The 14,977-nt window shown below is 70.4% G+C and carries 14 protein-coding genes; 2 read left to right on the forward strand and 12 right to left on the reverse strand.

The genetic code is table 11. From position 1 onward, the window contains the following. Positions 1-55 precede the first annotated feature (55 nt). The 9 genes from ACLQ3B_RS10985 to ACLQ3B_RS11025 all read right to left on the reverse strand — a co-directional run bounded on the left by ACLQ3B_RS10985 (position 56) and on the right by ACLQ3B_RS11025 (position 9,149). The gene (locus ACLQ3B_RS10985) at positions 56-844 is read right to left on the reverse strand and encodes a glycerophosphodiester phosphodiesterase (RefSeq protein ID WP_425779638.1); all 789 of its coding nucleotides are present in this window, start codon (positions 842-844) and stop codon (positions 56-58) included. Between the two features lie 10 nt (positions 845-854). Further along, entirely contained in the window at positions 855-1,190 is a 336-nt protein-coding gene (locus tag ACLQ3B_RS10990; protein ID WP_425779640.1) for a rhodanese-like domain-containing protein, read from the reverse strand. Between the two features lie 58 nt (positions 1,191-1,248). After that, positions 1,249-2,187: an LCP family protein gene (locus ACLQ3B_RS10995; RefSeq protein ID WP_425779642.1), complete on the reverse strand. Its 939-nt coding sequence runs from the start codon at positions 2,185-2,187 to the stop codon at positions 1,249-1,251. 199 nt (positions 2,188-2,386) lie between these two features. Then, positions 2,387-3,658 (reverse strand): LCP family protein, encoded by a 1,272-nt coding sequence (locus tag ACLQ3B_RS11000; RefSeq protein WP_425779643.1) that lies wholly within the window; start codon positions 3,656-3,658, stop codon positions 2,387-2,389. Positions 3,659-3,816: 158 nt separating this feature from the next. Continuing rightward, positions 3,817-5,043 (reverse strand): LCP family protein, encoded by a 1,227-nt coding sequence (locus ACLQ3B_RS11005; RefSeq protein WP_425779645.1) that lies wholly within the window; start codon positions 5,041-5,043, stop codon positions 3,817-3,819. A gap of 76 nt (positions 5,044-5,119) precedes the next feature. After that, complete coding sequence (locus ACLQ3B_RS11010) at positions 5,120-6,097, reverse strand: NAD-dependent epimerase/dehydratase family protein (RefSeq protein WP_425779647.1); 978 nt, start codon at positions 6,095-6,097, stop codon at positions 5,120-5,122. A gap of 88 nt (positions 6,098-6,185) precedes the next feature. Next, entirely contained in the window at positions 6,186-7,877 is a 1,692-nt protein-coding gene (locus ACLQ3B_RS11015) for a solute symporter family protein (protein ID WP_425779649.1), read from the reverse strand. Further along, positions 7,855-8,220, reverse strand: coding sequence for a DUF485 domain-containing protein (locus ACLQ3B_RS11020; protein ID WP_088950720.1), 366 nt, complete (start codon positions 8,218-8,220; stop codon positions 7,855-7,857). The genes ACLQ3B_RS11015 and ACLQ3B_RS11020 overlap by 23 nt, the downstream gene beginning before the upstream one ends. A 176-nt stretch (positions 8,221-8,396) precedes the next feature. Beyond that, on the reverse strand, positions 8,397-9,149 hold the full coding sequence (locus tag ACLQ3B_RS11025) for a flavin reductase family protein (protein ID WP_425779895.1): 753 nt from the start codon (positions 9,147-9,149) through the stop codon (positions 8,397-8,399). A 658-nt stretch (positions 9,150-9,807) separates the two neighbouring features. On the opposite strand from ACLQ3B_RS11025, the gene ACLQ3B_RS11030 reads away from it, so the two are divergent. Then, positions 9,808-10,593, forward strand: coding sequence for a helix-turn-helix domain-containing protein (locus ACLQ3B_RS11030; RefSeq protein ID WP_425779651.1), 786 nt, complete (start codon positions 9,808-9,810; stop codon positions 10,591-10,593). Continuing rightward, positions 10,590-10,796 carry a DUF397 domain-containing protein gene (locus ACLQ3B_RS11035; RefSeq protein ID WP_425779653.1) on the forward strand — a complete coding sequence of 69 codons (207 nt, stop codon included), beginning with the start codon at positions 10,590-10,592 and terminating at the stop codon, positions 10,794-10,796. The genes ACLQ3B_RS11030 and ACLQ3B_RS11035 overlap by 4 nt, the downstream gene beginning before the upstream one ends. Here the strand turns inward: ACLQ3B_RS11035 and ACLQ3B_RS11040 are convergent. From ACLQ3B_RS11040 to ACLQ3B_RS11050, 3 genes are all read right to left on the reverse strand, one after another. Beyond that, a complete protein-coding gene (locus tag ACLQ3B_RS11040) occupies positions 10,793-12,496 on the reverse strand; it encodes an ABC transporter permease (RefSeq protein WP_425779655.1) in 1,704 nt (567 codons plus the stop codon). The two genes, ACLQ3B_RS11035 and ACLQ3B_RS11040, sit on opposite strands and share 4 nt — an antisense overlap. Beyond that, on the reverse strand, positions 12,481-13,245 hold the full coding sequence (locus ACLQ3B_RS11045) for an ABC transporter ATP-binding protein (protein ID WP_425779656.1): 765 nt from the start codon (positions 13,243-13,245) through the stop codon (positions 12,481-12,483). Before ACLQ3B_RS11045 ends, ACLQ3B_RS11040 begins: the two co-directional genes overlap by 16 nt. Before the next feature lie 90 nt (positions 13,246-13,335). Next, a complete protein-coding gene (locus ACLQ3B_RS11050) occupies positions 13,336-14,976 on the reverse strand; it encodes a cation acetate symporter (protein WP_425779658.1) in 1,641 nt (546 codons plus the stop codon). Position 14,977 lies beyond the last annotated feature (1 nt).

The raw sequence follows: 14,977 nt of genomic DNA on the forward strand, positions 1-14,977 counted from the left end.
GTGCCGAGTCTGCCCCGCCGACCCGGTTTTGGGCACCCCCCGCCCGCCGATGGGGTCAGCGGTTCAGCCGGGCGAGGGCGTACGCCGGGCGGTCGGTGATGATCCCGTCCACCCCGGCGGCCAGCACCAGCTCCAGGTCGGTCGGTTCGTTGACAGTCCAGACGTACACCTGGTTGCCGGCCGCGCGCAGTGCGGGCAGCAGCTGCGGGCGGGCCCGGACCAGGTCGATGCCCGGCCCGGCGACCCGGGCGCCGAACGGCAGCCGACTCAACGGAAACCAGCGCGGCAACAGCTCCAGCAGCAGCACGGTGGGCAGCGTCGGGGCCAGCTCGTGCACCAGGCGGACCGCCAGCGGGGAGAACGACATGACGGTGACCTGGACCGGGTCGTCCGGCGCGGGGTCGGCCAGCCCGTACCGGCGCAGCAGGCTGACCAGCCGCCGTTCCACGTGCGAGCCGTAGCGGGACGGGTGCTTCGTCTCGATGAGCAGCCGGACCGGCCGACCGGCGGCGAGCACCGCGTCCAGGAGCCGGGCCAGGGTCAGTAGCCGGGTGTGCGACTCGTCCGGCGGCAGGTCGCCGTTCGGGGCGCTGCCCGGGTGCCACGAGCCGAAGTCCAGGGCGTCCAGCTCGGCGAGCGTACGGGCGCTGACCAGGCCGCGACCGTTGCTGGTGCGGTCGAGTCGTCGGTCGTGCACACAGACCAGATGCCCGTCCCGGGTCAGCCGGACGTCACACTCCAGGCCGTCGGCGCCCTCGTCGAGAGCGCGCAGGTACGCGGCGAGGGTGTGCTCGGGTAGGTCGTACGAGGCGCCGCGGTGCGCGAAGACCAGTGGCCCGCCCATTCCGCCGTCCTCAGATGACCTGGCCGGGCTGCCCGTTCGCGTCGACCACCGGTCGGCCGACCGCAGCCCACTGGCGCATCCCGCCGTCGGCGTTGCGCACCTGCTCCCAGCCGTTGTTGATCAGGTAGGCGACGACCTGGGCGGAGCGCCCGCCGGAACGGCAGACGACCGCCACCTCCCGGTCGGTGGGCACCTCGGCCATGCGGGCCGGCAGCTCCATCATCGGCAGGTGGTGGGCGGTGGGCGCGTGGCCGGCCGCCCACTCGTCGTCCTCCCGCACGTCCAGCAGGTAGGTCTCGGCGGCGATCTCGGTCACGGGCACGGTGGGAACCTGGGGTCCGAACACAGGAAGCAACACTAGATCCTCCTGGCCCGGTTCGGCAGCGGCCGGGCCGTCGGCACCGTCACAACCGGGTCACCCAGTGGGGGTTGGCCTGCGCCCAGGCCGGCACCCGCGTGCCGCGAAGAGCCTCGAAGAGCCCGTTGCCCCCGTTGTCCAGCACCACGTACGAGACCTCGTCGATGGTCTGCGGCGAGGAGGGCACCTGGACGCCGCGCATCCCGTCGGGCGGCAGCGCGCGTAGCGCGAGGAGCAGGTCCTCCAGGGGTACGCCGTTGGTGTCGACGGTCAACGAGCCGCCGACCGCCCGGAGCACCTGGTCCAGTTTGACGGGGTTGCTCCGCAGGTCCGCCCGGCCGGCGCTGTCCAGCATCGCCCGGAGCAACTGCTGCTGGTGGTGTTGCCGGTCGTAGTCTCCGCCGGGCAGGTCGTATCGCTGTCGAACGTAGTCAAGCGCCTGCGCCCCGTCCATCTGGTGGCACCCGGTGGGGAAGACACGGTTGGTGTGGATCGAGCGGACCTCGGTGTCCACGCACATCTGCACCCCGCCGAGCAGGTCGATGACCTTCCGGAAGCCGGAGAAGTCGATCAGGGCGGCGCCGTCGAACCGGATTCCGGTGAGCCGGTGCAGGGTGGCGGAGAGCAGTTGGGCGCCGGCCTGCCCGCCGCCGCCGTGCTCGTACGCCGCATTGATCTTGTCTTGGCCGCCGCCGAAGCCGTTCGCCGGCGGGATGGCGACCAGCAGGTCACGCGGGATGGAGACCAGGTACGCCTCCCGCTGCCCGGCGGGGACGTGCACGATGAGGATGGTGTCCGAGCGTTGGTCCGGGCCGCTGCCGCCCGGGCGCCGGTCGGAGCCGACCAGGAGGTAGTTGAGCGGCCCGTCCAGGTCGGTGCGCTCGGTGCGGGCGTCGGGGTCGAGCAGTTGCTCCTTGGCCACCGTGCGGTCGTACCGGTGGCTGAGCGTCTTGAGCCCGGCCACGGCGAGCCCCGCCAGCAGCACGAGGGCCAGGCCGACGCCGAGCAGGATCCGCGACCCGCGGGCGTTACGTGGCCGGGCGGACGGGGCCGCTCCGGCCCGACCCGCCGCGTTCCGTCCCCACCTGGACGTGACCGCCTCCCCGCAGCCGATACGTGAAACCTGCTCACGTCAGGCTACGGGCGGTGACGAGGTCGTCGCTGGCTTTCCGCGACTACGGCCCTCACTTGCGGGTGGAGATCACCTCGGGGTGCGTGAAGACGAACTCGGCGAGTTTGTCCTGCTTGACGGCCCGGAACATCGCCATGGTCTCTTCGTTCAGGCCCTCGGTGTTGTTGCCGTTGGCGTTGAAGGTGCCGTTGTTGGTCTTCAGCATGGTCAGCTCGTTGCCGGTGACCCCGCGCATGGTGAAGATGAAGTCCTCGATGGCCACGCCGCCGGTGTCCAGCACGAGCGAGCCGCCCGCCGCCTTGATCAGCTGGTTCATCTTGGCCGGGTTGGTCAACATCCCGCCCGCGGTGGCCTTCTTGGCCATCGCCTTGATCAGCTGCTGCTGGTTCGCCTGCCGGTCGTAGTCGCCGTTCTTGAGGGTCTTGCGCTGGCGGGAGTAGTCGAGCGCCGCCCAACCCTCCATCTCCTGGCAGCCCTTCTTGTGCACCACCGGGGTCCGCTGCTTGCCGGTCTTCTTGGCGTCCGCGTTCCACATCGGCTTGCCGTCGACGTACGACATGTGCAGCGACTTGACCTCTTGGCTGACGCAGATCCGCACCGTGCCCAGAGTGTCGATGACGTTCTTGAAGCCACCGAAGTTGATGATCGCCGCGCCGTCGAAGCTGACCCCGGTGAGCCGCTTGATCGTCTGGGCCATCAGCTGGGCGCCACCCTCCCAGCCGCCACCGTTGGCGGCACCAGCCTGGAACGCGGCATTGATCTTCCCGCTGCCGCCGCCGTAGCCGCTCTTCTTGAACGCTGGGATCTGCGCCTCGGTGTCCCGGGGGATGGAGATCAGGTACGCCTGGTCGTGCGTGGCCGGAATGTGCAGGATGATGATGCTGTCCGACCGAACGTCGTCGGCGGCCCAGCGCTCCCGTGCGTCCACGCCGAGCAGCAGCATGTCGATCGGGCCGTCCAGGCTCGCGCCGCCCTCGGCGTCGGACTTGCCGGCCTCACCCAGCAGGTTGCCCTTCGCGATGCCGCCGGTCGCCTGCCCGATCAGGGCCTTGCTGCCGACGATGGCCACCCCGCTGCTCAGCATCAGCACGGCACCGAAGACCACTGTCAGCTTGGCCCAGAGCGGGTCCTTGCGCTTGGTCCGCTTCTTCGACCCGCCACCACCTGGGCGGTCGCCACCGCCGCCACCACCGCCGCTGCCGGGCGGGCGGGCACCCGGCCCGCCGCCCGAGGGGCGTGCCTGAGCTGGGATGGCCGCAGCGACTCGACCGCTGGGGGCGGTGGACCCGGGGGAAGAAGGGCGACGACTGGCCTGAACCGGCATGCGTGCTCCAGCTCGTGATCAGGAGGGGGCGGCACCACTGTACGTACATCAAATCGACTTGGCGAGTTCATCCCGGGTCAATCCGGACGTCGAATTTCGCACACTCAGTCGATCGTCGCTGTTCGATGACCCGAACGGCTGGTGCCCCCGGGCCGCGCTCAGCCGCCGTCGTTGCTCTTCGGCGGGTTGGCCTTGACCCAGTCGGCCATCGTGTCCGCCGACATGGCCTGGTACATCGCGAGCGCCTTCTCCCGGTCCGACACCACCACCGACTCGCCGTTGATCGTGTCGCTGCCCGAGTTCGGGCTGGTCACAAACGTGAGGTTCTGGCCGCGCAGGTTACGGAACTGCAGCGCCATGTCTGTAACCGAGAAAGTCTGGTCGACGGTTACGGCCGCGGTCACCGACTTGAGGAAATCGTTGAGCTTCTTCGGGTTCGCCAGCGTGCCGGTGCTGGCCGCCTTGTCCATCAGTGCCCGAAGGAACTCCTGCTGGTGCCGCATCCGGGCGAAGTCCCCGTCCGGGAACTGCTTGCGCTGCCGGATCCAGTCCAGTGCCTCCGCGCCGTCCATGTGGTTGGTGCCCTTGGTGAACGTCCGGTACGGCTTGTGGATCGAGGTGACGGTTCGCTCGACCTTCAGGTCCACCCCGCCGAGGGCGTCGGTGACCTCCTTGAAACCGCCGAAGTCGATCGCCATCACGTGGTCGATCCGAACGTCGGTGAAGCACTCCACGGTGCGTACCGCCAGCGGCAGCCCACCGAACGCGAACGCCGCGTTGATCTTCGCGCGGGAGCCGGAGTCACAGGCCGCGCCGGCGCTCTTCGGGATCGGCACGTACAGGTCCCGGGGGATGGAGACCAGGTAGGCCTCCTGGTGGTCGGCCGGGATGTGCATGACGATGATCGTGTCGGCCCGCCACTGGCTCTTGCTGTCGACGGGCGCGTCCGGATCCCGCGAGTCGCTGCCGACCAGCAGGATGTTCAGCGCGCCGTCGACGGTCTTGGCCGGCCGACCACCGGTGATCTCCGCGAACGGGTCGGTGCGGGCCAGGTCACTGTTGAGGTTGCGGGCGTACAACCAGGCGCCGACGCTGCCGAGCAGCGCCAGCACCAGCACCGCGGCCCCGGCCACCAGGGCGATCCGGCCCCAACGCGGCCGTGGGCCCCGCCGCCCCGGCCCACCGACGCCACCCGGGCCGCCGGGCCCGCCGGGGCCTGTCGGGCCGCCGGACCGAGGCTGCTCCTCGTCGTACGACGGGTAGAAGCGCGCCTCGGTCGGACGCGCACGCCCGGAGGCGCCCCGGTCGGGGCCGGGCACCGACGCGCGCCCGGCGCTGCGGTGCAGGTACGGATGTGGGACGCCGGCAGACGAGGTCGCGGACATGTAACTCAGGGTACGTAGCGAGAGCCACCGCCGCCTTCAGGCGACACTCAGCGGCAGGCCGTACGCGAAGATCCGGTTACCCTAGCCGCGCGCGGAAGTACTCGATCGTGCGTCGAAGGCCATCTTCGGGCGCGACCGACGGCTCGTATCCGAGCAGTTCACGGGCGAGCGTGAGATCCGGCCGGCGCATCTCCGGGTCGTCCGAGCTGCGGGTGACATAGGTCACCTTCGAGGTGCTGTCGGAGAGCGACACGATCAACTCGGCGAGTTGCCGCATGGTCAGCTCGTGCTCGGTGCCGCAGTTGACCGGGCCCGTCTCGGTCGAGTCGAGCAGCAGCAGGATGCCGCGCACCAGATCCTCGACGAAGCAGATGGACCGGGTCTGGTTGCCCGTGCCGTGCACGGTGATCGGCTCGCCGCGCAGCGCCTGGGAGATGAAGGTGGGGATGGCGCGGCCGTCGTCCGGGCGCATCCGCGGGCCGTACGTGTTGAAGATCCGGACGATCGCCGCGTCGAGCCCGCGGTAGCGGTGGTACGCCATCGTCGCGGCCTCGGAGAAGCGCTTGGCCTCGTCGTAGACGCTGCGGACCCCGATCGGGTTGACGTTGCCCCAGTAGGTTTCCCGCTGCGGGTGCTCCTTCGGGTCCCCGTACGCCTCGGACGTGGAGGCCATCAGGAACCGGGCGCCGTCGGCGGCCGCGCGCTCCAGCAGGTGCAGGGTGCCGACCGAACCGACCCGGAGGATCTCCACCGGCAGGTGGGCGAAGTCGGTGGGGCTGGCCGGCGAGGCCATGTGCAGGATCGCGTCGAACCGCTCGGCCAACGCCGGGTGGTGGGTCGGCAGGCCCTCGGAGATGTCCGCCTCGACGAGGGTGAAGGTCGGCCGATCAAGCAGATGGGCGACGTTTTCCTTGGAGCCGGTCACGAAGTTGTCCAGCGCCACCACCGTGCAACCTCGGGCGATCAGCGAGTCCACCAGGTGCGACGGGACGAAGCCAGCTCCGCCGGTGACGAGGACGCGGTGACCGGAACCAAAGCGCTCAGCAACCTTCATACCGCTCAGCCTACCGAGCCCCGAAATCGCGGGAGGGCCCCCTGCTGACGTCGCGCGTCAGCAGGGGGCCCCTCGACAGGTACCGCGATCAGTGGGCGCCAGAGCCGGTGAGGGCGCGCACCTCCAGCTCGGCGTACTTGTCCTCGTCGTGCTCCTTGGAGATGATCGTGCCGATCCACCCGCAGAGGAAGCCGAACGGGATGGAGAGGATGCCCGGGTTGGACAGCGGGAACCACTGCCAGTCGTGGTCCGGGAACATCGAGGTCGCCGCACCGGAGACCACCGGCGAGAAGAACACCAGCAGCACGGCCGAGAGCAGCCCGCCGTAGATCGCCCACACCGCGCCGGACGTGTTGAACCGCCGCCAGAAGAGGCTGTAGAGGATCGCCGGCAGGTTGCCCGAGGCGGCGACCGCGAAGGCCAGCGCCACGAGGAACGCCACGTTGAGGTTCTGCGCGAAGATCGACAGGGCGATCGACACCGCGCCGATCCCCAGGGCCGAGATCCGGGCGACCCGCACCTCCTGCCGTTCCGACGTCTCGCCCTTCTTCAGCACGTTCGCGTAGAAGTCGTGCGCCAGGCTGGACGACGAGGCCAGCGTCAACCCGGCGACCACCGCGAGGATGGTGGCGAAGGCGACCGCCGCGATGATCGCCAGCAGGGCTGCCCCACCCAGTTCGCCGCCGAAGAAGTCGATGCCGAGCGCTTCGGCCAACTGCGGCGCGGCGGTGTTGCCCGCCTTGTCCTGCGCCGTGATCGCCTGGCTGCCCACCAGCGCCGCCGCACCGAAGCCGAGGGCCAGGGTGAGCAGGTAGAAGGTGCCGATGATGCCGATCGCCCAGAGCACGCTCTTACGGGCCGCCTTCGCGGTCGGCACCGTGTAGAAGCGGATCAGGATGTGCGGCAGGCCGGCGGTGCCGAGCACCAGGGCGATACCCAGGGACAGCAGATCCACCTTGTTGTAGAAGGTCTGCGTCGAGTTGCCGGCGACTTCCACGCCGTACCGCAGGCCGGGTTCGAGGAACGCGCTGCCCTTGCCGGATGCCTCGGCCGCCTGGCCCAGCAGCGCCGACAGGTTGAAGTTGAACTTCGCCAACACCAGGATGGTCATCAGCAGCGCGCCGCCCATGAGCAGGAACGCCTTGACGATCTGCACGTAGGTGGTGCCCTTCATGCCGCCCACGGTGACGTAAATGATCATCAGCGCGCCGACCATGATGATGGTGGCGATCTTCGCGGTGGACGCGTCCATGCCGAGGAAGGTCGTCCCCGGCTTGATGCCGAGCAGCAACGCGACAAGCGCGCCGGCGCCCACCATCTGCGCGAGCAGGTAGAAGATCGACACCGTGATGGTGGAGACCGCCGCCGCCGTACGCACCGGACGCTGACGCATCCGGAAGGCCAGCACGTCCGCCATCGTGTACCGGCCCGAGTTCCGCAGCAGCTCCGCGACCAGCAGCAGGGCCACCAGCCAGGCGACCAGGAAGCCGATCGAGTAGAGGAAGCCGTCGTAGCCGTACAGCGCGATGATGCCGGCGATGCCGAGGAACGAGGCGGCCGACATGTAGTCGCCGCCGATCGCCATGCCGTTCTGGAAGCCGGAGAAGGACCGGCCGCCGGCGTAGAAGTCGGTCGCCGTCTTGGTCTGCCGGCTGGCCCAGATGGTGATGCCCAGGGTCACCGCGACGAAGACCAGGAAGAGGGTGATGGTCAGGTTGCGGGCGGTGTGGTTGCCCGCCTCAGCCGCGAGGAACGTCTCAACCGCGTGAACCGTCTTCACGGGTCACCTCCCCGATCTCGGCGCGGATCCGGTCCGCGATGGGGTCGATCTTCCGGTCCGCGTACCGGGAGTAGAGCCAGGCGATCAGGAACGTGGAGACGAACTGGAGCAGGCCGAAGACCAGCGCGACGTTGATGTTGCTGCCGAACAGCTTCGTGCCCATGAAGTCCCGGGCGTACGCGGAGAGAATGACGTAGAGCGCATACCACAGGAAGAAAGCGACGGTCATCGGGAAGACGAAGCCGCGCAGCGCACGCCGCAGCCCGGCGAACTCGTCCGACCGTTGTACGGCCAGGTACTTGTCCGACTGGGAAGCGGCCGGAGCGGGTGTGTCCGTGGACATTTGTGGATCACCACCTTCACAGGCGTCAGAGGAGTTTCGCGCACCGTAAAGAGCGCACTCCCCGACAGGGAAGGCTGAGATCGACGCCGGTCGGCGAGTGCGCCGAGCGGTTGGCTGGCTGCGCCAAGTGACTCAGGTCACTGCGGTGATCGGTCGCCCTCGGGCGAGGCGTCCGTTCAGGCCGGCAGCTCGTGGTAGCGACCGCGGTAGTGCAACAGGGGGGTGGCCTCCTCGGCCAGGTCGACCGCCTCGATCGTGGCCTCGACCAGCAGGCCCCAGCCGTACTCCCGGGCGGTGTCCAGCCGGCACCCGGCCCAGCCTGCGGCGTCCGCCGGGACCGGCCCGTACGGCGTCTCGATCCACGCGCCGGTGGCGAAGAGCCCGCCCGGGGCGGGAAAGAGGCCGGCGAACCGGTCGGCGAGTTGCCGGTGCGGCGGGCCGAGCGGCGTGACGGCGAACCGACCCGACTCCTCGACGGCGGCCCAGAGGTCGGACTCCGGGTCGATCAGCCCGAGCAGCCGGTCCGGTTCCCCCTCGGCCACCAGGGTCGACGAGACGGTCAGCCCTGCCGGGCCGGGTGCCGTCCAGAGGGTCACCGGTGCGGCGAGGCGGCCACGCAGTCGGCGTACCGGCGACCGCTGCCCGGTCGGCACCGCGAACGGGTCGGTGTGGTGGATCTCGGCACCCGGCTCATGATTCACGTGAAACATTGTGCCGCCCCGGACCCTCGCCCAGCCAAGGAAGCGCGCGTGCAGGTCGGCGGGGCGCCCGTTGAGCCGGGCGAGCTGATCACCGGCCTCCGCCATCAGCGTGCCCAGGTAGAACAGCAGCGCGGTGCGGTCGTGCCGGTACTCCGCGAGCAGCGCCAGCCGCGCCGGCTGACACGGCCAGAGCGCGCCGCAGCCCCGACACCGCCACAGCGGCCGCATCGGCAGGTGTGGCCGGCTCACCTTGGCCCTCCGGCCGTCCGGGGCCTTGGAGTCGCCCGGCTGCGGCGCGGTCCGCTCGGCGGAGGGCGATACCCGAATGACCGTGATGCCTCTGAGTCATATTGATGCCTGAGAGTCATCACGCTCGCGGTGACACACCGATCCCTGGTGCGATGCGCCGTCCGGTCGCTTGCGTGGTCCGAGGTCCGATCCGCTGGCCGCGCCGCGGGCTTCACCAGTGGCCACCGTTCGCGCGCCAGGTCTGCGCCGGGGTCAGCCAACCGGCCCGGCCGGGTCGCGGCAGGGCCACCGTCGGCCCGTTCGCCCACGCGGGTGGTTGATCCGGCGGGCCTGCCGACCGCTCCGCTCCAGTCGCGCCCGGCGCGGCCGCCGGCGCGGCAACGTTCCTTTTCCGGTACGACCACCGCGCCCCGTTCCTGCCACGGATGAACCCGAACATGGCTGATCTCCTCCCAGTCGACGAGGGCCGCCCCGATCGGGGGATGACCGGGGCGGCCCGAACGCAGGACCCAGTCGCCGGGACGTCGCCTCCACCGGCCGGGCCGCGTGTCATCCACCCTGGACGGATGGGCGCGGAGAGGGGAGGATTCCAGGGCTTACTACGCAGCGGGGTCACGTACTTACCGGAGAGGTAAGGATGAACGTCGAGATGTGGGTGCGGGCGTTGAAGGCCGCCCGAGCCGGTGCCGAGGTGTCCCAGGAGGCTCTGGCCACGCTGACCAAGTGGAGTCCATCCACGGTCGCCGCCATCGAAACCGGCCGACGTCGGCCGACCATGGAGTTCGCGGTCGCCGCCGACGAGGCCCTAGCCACCGGCGGCCTCCTCGCCGAACTCCTCAAAGCGGCCGACCAGGAACACGGTCCATCCTGGTTCGTCCCCTGGCGTGGATACGAGCAACAGGCGACGCGCCTACGTGCCTTCGAGGCATGCCTCGTGCCCGGTCTTCTCCAGACCGAGGAATACGCGCGCGCTGTTATCTCGGCTGGTGGTCTGCATCCGCCGGCTGTCGTCGACGAACTTGTCGCGGTTCGGTTGGAACGCCAACTGCTGCTGTCCCGGGATATGCCGCCGCATTGCGTCTTTCTGGTGGACGAGATGGGCCTTCACCGGCCGGTGGGCGGCCCTGCCGTGCTCGATGCCCAGCTTGGCCGATTGCTTGAGGTGGCAGACCTGCCGTTCGTCCGGCTGCACGTCATCCCACTGAGCGTGGGCGAGCATGTCGGCCTCGGCGGTGGGTTCGTGTTCGCCGATTTGCCGGACGGAGACAGGGTGCTCTACCTGGAGAATGCGGCTCGCGGAAACGTCATGGATGACCCCGAAATGATCGGATTGATTGATCGCAAGTGGGATAGTCTGCTCGGCGAGGCGCTCTCCACAGGCGCCTCAATGGATCTGATCCGGAAGCTAAAGGTGACACCATGACGATGATTGAGCCACGCTGGCGCACGTCAACGCGGTCGACCGACTCCGGCGGCAATTGCGTCGAGGTGGCGGACAACCTGCCCGGCGTCGTCCTGGTCCGGGACAGCAAGGATCGTTCCGGGCCGACCCTCACCTTCGCTCCGGCCGCCTGGCGTGGCTTCGTCGCCGACGCCGCCCAGGGCTCCGGCCGGCGCTCCGGTTAACGGCGCGGCGTGACCGTGGCCAGCAGCTCCGGCTGACGTCGGTCCAGCACGTCGCCGGCCACGTACGCGCCCAGCAGTGCCGCGCCCAGCCCGTACGCCGCACCGACCGGCAGGGCCAGCCAGAGCCACGCGTCACCGAGCAGCGCGGCGGCCACCACCATCGGCACCGCGGCGACCGCCGAGATGAGCATGGCCAGCAGGGTGAGCAGCCCCTTCGTCAGGCCCGCGCCGCTGTTCATCGCGAACGGGTTGCTCGTCTCCGGCAGCGAGTATGCCCCGAGCACCGACACCAGGCAGTTCACCGCCAGCCCGGCGCCGTAGGTGGCGACCAGGCTGCCGATGGTGAGCCCGATCCAACCCGGTCGACCGAGCAGCACCGACAGCACCACCGCGACGACGCCCAACATCGGCAGCACGTACAGCGAGAAGGCCGTCATCCGGGCCCGCAGCTCGACCCGCCCGGGCACCCCGGCCACCACGTTCGCGGCGTACGCGCTGCCGTCGAAGCCGAACTGGTTGGCCAGCGTGACGGCGGCGAGCACGCCCACGAACAGCATCGAGATGGTGACCACGACAGGTGAGCTGTCGTTGGCCGCCGCCGTCAACCCCTCGTCGCCCATGGCCGCGAAGTCCCCGCCCGTAACGTTGATCATCACTGGCACGAAGATGCCGACCACCGCGATCGTGATCAGGTTGGCCCGACGGCGAGCGTCCCGCCACCAGTAACGGGCCTCCCGGGCGACCAGGGCGCCGAACCGGTCCCGGCCGGCCCAGCCGGCGACCCGGGGAAACAGTTGGGCGACCGCGCCACCGGCAACCCCGCGTCGCACCGGGGCCTTACCTGCGCTCGCCGCACCCACCATCGCCGACTCGATCGACCGGGACCACCAGGCCAGCAGGGCGCCGAGCGCCAGCACCGTGATCAGCAACTTGACCGGTGCCGCCCACACCCGACCCTGGGCCACGTCGATGCCGACGGTCCACGGAGCGCCCAGCGGCGTCCAACCGATCACGGTCGCCACATCGGCCAGCCGGGTCCAGTCCGCCTCCCGCAGCGCGGCCAGGCCGAAGACCTGCAACGGCCCGAGCAGCGCGGCCGTCACCGCCAGCAGCACGGCCGCCAGGTCCCGGACCCGTCGGGACCGCAACATGGTGGCGAAGGCGCTGGTCACCGCCCGGCTGGCGGCCACGCAGAGCAGCAGCCCGGCGAGCACCCCCACGACGGCGACCAGACCCGCCGACCAGCCGCCCAACGACCAGGCGGTCAGCACCAGCCCGAACGACGCGATCAGCGCCGCCAGCACCGGCACGCTGATCAGGGCCGCCACGAAGAGGCCGGTCACCAACGTGCGCCGGGGCAGCGGCAGCAGCGCGAACCGGGCCGGGTCCAGTGTCTCGTCCACACCGAAGAAGACAAGTGGCAGCAGCAGCCAACCGAGCACCAGCAGCCCACCACCGGCCGCCGCGACCAGCACCGCGTACGTGCCGTTGCCGCTCAGGCCCGGCGCGGCGAAGAGGAAGAAACCGCTGGCCGCGAACCAGAGCCCGAGCAACGCGCCGCCGACGAACAGGGCGATTCGCCAGCCCTGGCCCCGAAAGTTGTTGCCCATCACCCGCAGCTTGAGCCGCGCGAAGTGTCGAGCGGAGACCGACCGTACGGGCGCGGCGGGGGTGGCGTCCGCGCTCACCGGGAGAGCCACGACAGCTCCTCGCCGGTCGCGGTGCGCCCGCCGACCACCTCGACGAAGACCTGCTCCAACGAGCGACCGCCCCGGACCTCGTCGATGGTCCCGACCCGCTTGATGGTGCCGCCGGCCAGGATCGCCACGTGCGAGCAGAGCCGCTCCACCACCTCCATCACGTGACTGGAGAACACCACGGTGCCACCGCCGGTCGCGTACCGGGTGAGGATGTCCCGGATCAGCGCGGCGGAGACCGGGTCGACCGCCTCGAACGGCTCGTCCAACACCAGCACCCGAGGGCCGTGCAGCAGCGCGCAGGCCAGGCCGATCTTCTTCTTCATGCCCGCCGAGTAGTCCACCACAAGCGTCCGACCGGCGTCGCCGAGCGCCAGCACGTCCAGCAACTCGGCGGCCCGCTGGTCGACAACCGCCGGGTTCATTCCCCGCAACAACCCGTTGTACGCCAGCAGCTCCGCCCCGGTCAGCCGGTCGAACAGCCGGACCCCGTCGGGCAGCACGCCGAGCAGCCGCTTGGCGGTCACCGGGTCCTGCCAGACGTCGTGCCCGAGCACCCCGGCCGAGCCGGCGTCCGGTCGCAGCAGCCCGACCGCCATCGACAGGGTGGTGGTCTTGCCGGCGCCGTTCGGGCCGAGCAGGCCATAGAAGGAACCGGCGGGGACGTCCAGGTCGACGCCGGCCACCGCGACCGTGCCGTCGAACCGCTTGGCCAGGCCACGCAGTGCGAGCGCGGGGTGCTCAACAGTCATGGAGCCGACGCTATCCGCCGCCGGCTAATTTCGCCGTCCGGCGGCGGGCGGACCCGCGATCATCCCCGAGGCGGACAAAGCCCCCCGTCCTCACATCCGGAGGGCTTCCGGGGTGTGCAGGCGGAGCATGGTGGCGGCAACGTCGGCCGGGGCTCGCCGGCGGGTCGCCATCGACACGGCGACCATCACGGTGAAGGCCAGCGGTACCGTCCAGGCGGCCGGCTGCGCGATGAGCGTGGCCGGCCAGCCGGACAGCGGTGGGCCGAGCACGGTGACCAGCACCGCGCCGATCGCCGCGCCGCCGCCGACCACCACGCCGGCGGTGGCGCCCACGTCGGTCAGCCCGCGCCACCAGATTCCGAGCACCAGCAGCGGGCAGAAGCTCGACGCGGCGACCGCGAAGGCCAGCCCGACGACCTGCGACACGTCCAGTCCGGAGACGTGCAGCGCCAGTACCGCCGGCACACCACCGGCGATGACGGTGGCCAGCCGGAAACCGCGTACCGAGCCTCGACCGAGCACGTCCGTCGAGATCACCCCGGCGACGCTTGTCAGTAGGCCGGACGAGGTGGAGAGGAACGCCGCGAACGCGCCCGCGGCGACCAGCGCGGCGAGCAGCCGCCCGAGCAGCCCGTCGCCCAGGGCCGCTTCGGGCAGCAGCACCACCACCGCGTCGGTCTGGCCGCTGAGCAGCAGTTGCGGGGTGTAGATCCGGCCGAGGACCCCGTACAGGGTGGGCAACAGGTAGAACGCGCCGACCAGGGCCAGCACGACAAGTGTGGTCCGGCGGGCCGCCGCGCCGTCCGGATTGGTGTAGAAGCGCACCAGCACGTGTGGCAGGCCCATGGTGCCCAGGAAGGTGGCCAGGATCAGCGAGTACGTGGCGAACAGGCCACGGTCGTCGTCCCCGGCGGCGCTGGGCAGCAACCAGTCGTTGGCATCGGTGGCCACCCCGGACACGTCCGGCACCGGATCACCGGCAGCGAAGGTCAGCTCGTCGCCGGGGCGTACCTCCCGGATGTCACCGTCGGGCAGGGTGAGGGTCGCGCGGTGCTCGACCACGACTGTGGTCGCGGCCCGGAACGTCGGCCCGTCGGGTGGGGTCACCGCCGGGCGGCCGTCGGCCTGCCACTGCAGGGCCAGGAAGACCACAGGTACGGCGAGAGCTGTCAGCTTGAGCCAGTACTGGAACGCCTGCACGAAGGTGATCGCGCGCATTCCGCCCAACGCCACGTTCGCGGTGACCACTGCCGCCACCAGCAGGGCTCCGAGGGGGTACGGGGAGCCGGCCACCGTGGCCAGGGTCAACCCGGCGCCCTGGAGTTGCGGCACCAGGTACAGCCAACCGATGAAGATCACGAAGGCGGTGGCCAGGATGCGGAGTCGACGCGACCCCAGCCGCAGCTCACAGAAGTCGGGCAGGGTGAACGCCCCGGAGCGGCGCAGCGGCGCGGCCACGAAGAGCAGCAGGGCCAGGTAGCCGGCGGCGAACCCGACCGGATACCAGAGCACGTCCACGCCGTACTTGAGGACCAGCCCCGCGATGCCGAGGAAGCTCGCCGCCGACAGGTACTCCCCGCCGATGGCGGCGGCGTTCCACGTCGGACTGATCGCCCTGGATGCCACCAGGAAGTCGGACGTGGTCCGGGCCAACCGCAGCCCGTAGAACCCGATCCCCACGGTGACCAGGGTGACCGCGACGATGGCCGGGACCACGAAGTCGTTGACCACC

This window comes from Micromonospora sp. DT53 (assembly GCF_049841535.1).
Lineage (GTDB): Bacteria > Actinomycetota > Actinomycetes > Mycobacteriales > Micromonosporaceae > Micromonospora.

Excerpts from the sequence above, each read along its gene's own strand:
- ACLQ3B_RS11010 (WP_425779647.1), bottom strand. The coding sequence starts at position 6,097 with ATGAAGGTTGCTGAGCGCTTTGGTTCCGGTCACCGCGTCCTCGTCACC.
- ACLQ3B_RS11000 (WP_425779643.1), bottom strand. The coding sequence starts at position 3,658 with ATGCCGGTTCAGGCCAGTCGTCGCCCTTCTTCCCCCGGGTCCACCGCC.
- ACLQ3B_RS11025 (WP_425779895.1), bottom strand. The coding sequence starts at position 9,149 with ATGCGGCCGCTGTGGCGGTGTCGGGGCTGCGGCGCGCTCTGGCCGTGT.
- ACLQ3B_RS11005 (WP_425779645.1), bottom strand. The coding sequence starts at position 5,043 with ATGTCCGCGACCTCGTCTGCCGGCGTCCCACATCCGTACCTGCACCGC.
- ACLQ3B_RS11020 (WP_088950720.1), bottom strand. The coding sequence starts at position 8,220 with ATGTCCACGGACACACCCGCTCCGGCCGCTTCCCAGTCGGACAAGTAC.
- ACLQ3B_RS10985 (WP_425779638.1), bottom strand. The coding sequence starts at position 844 with ATGGGCGGGCCACTGGTCTTCGCGCACCGCGGCGCCTCGTACGACCTA.
- ACLQ3B_RS11035 (WP_425779653.1), top strand. The coding sequence starts at position 10,590 with ATGACGATGATTGAGCCACGCTGGCGCACGTCAACGCGGTCGACCGAC.
- ACLQ3B_RS11030 (WP_425779651.1), top strand. The coding sequence starts at position 9,808 with ATGAACGTCGAGATGTGGGTGCGGGCGTTGAAGGCCGCCCGAGCCGGT.
- ACLQ3B_RS11045 (WP_425779656.1), bottom strand. The coding sequence starts at position 13,245 with ATGACTGTTGAGCACCCCGCGCTCGCACTGCGTGGCCTGGCCAAGCGG.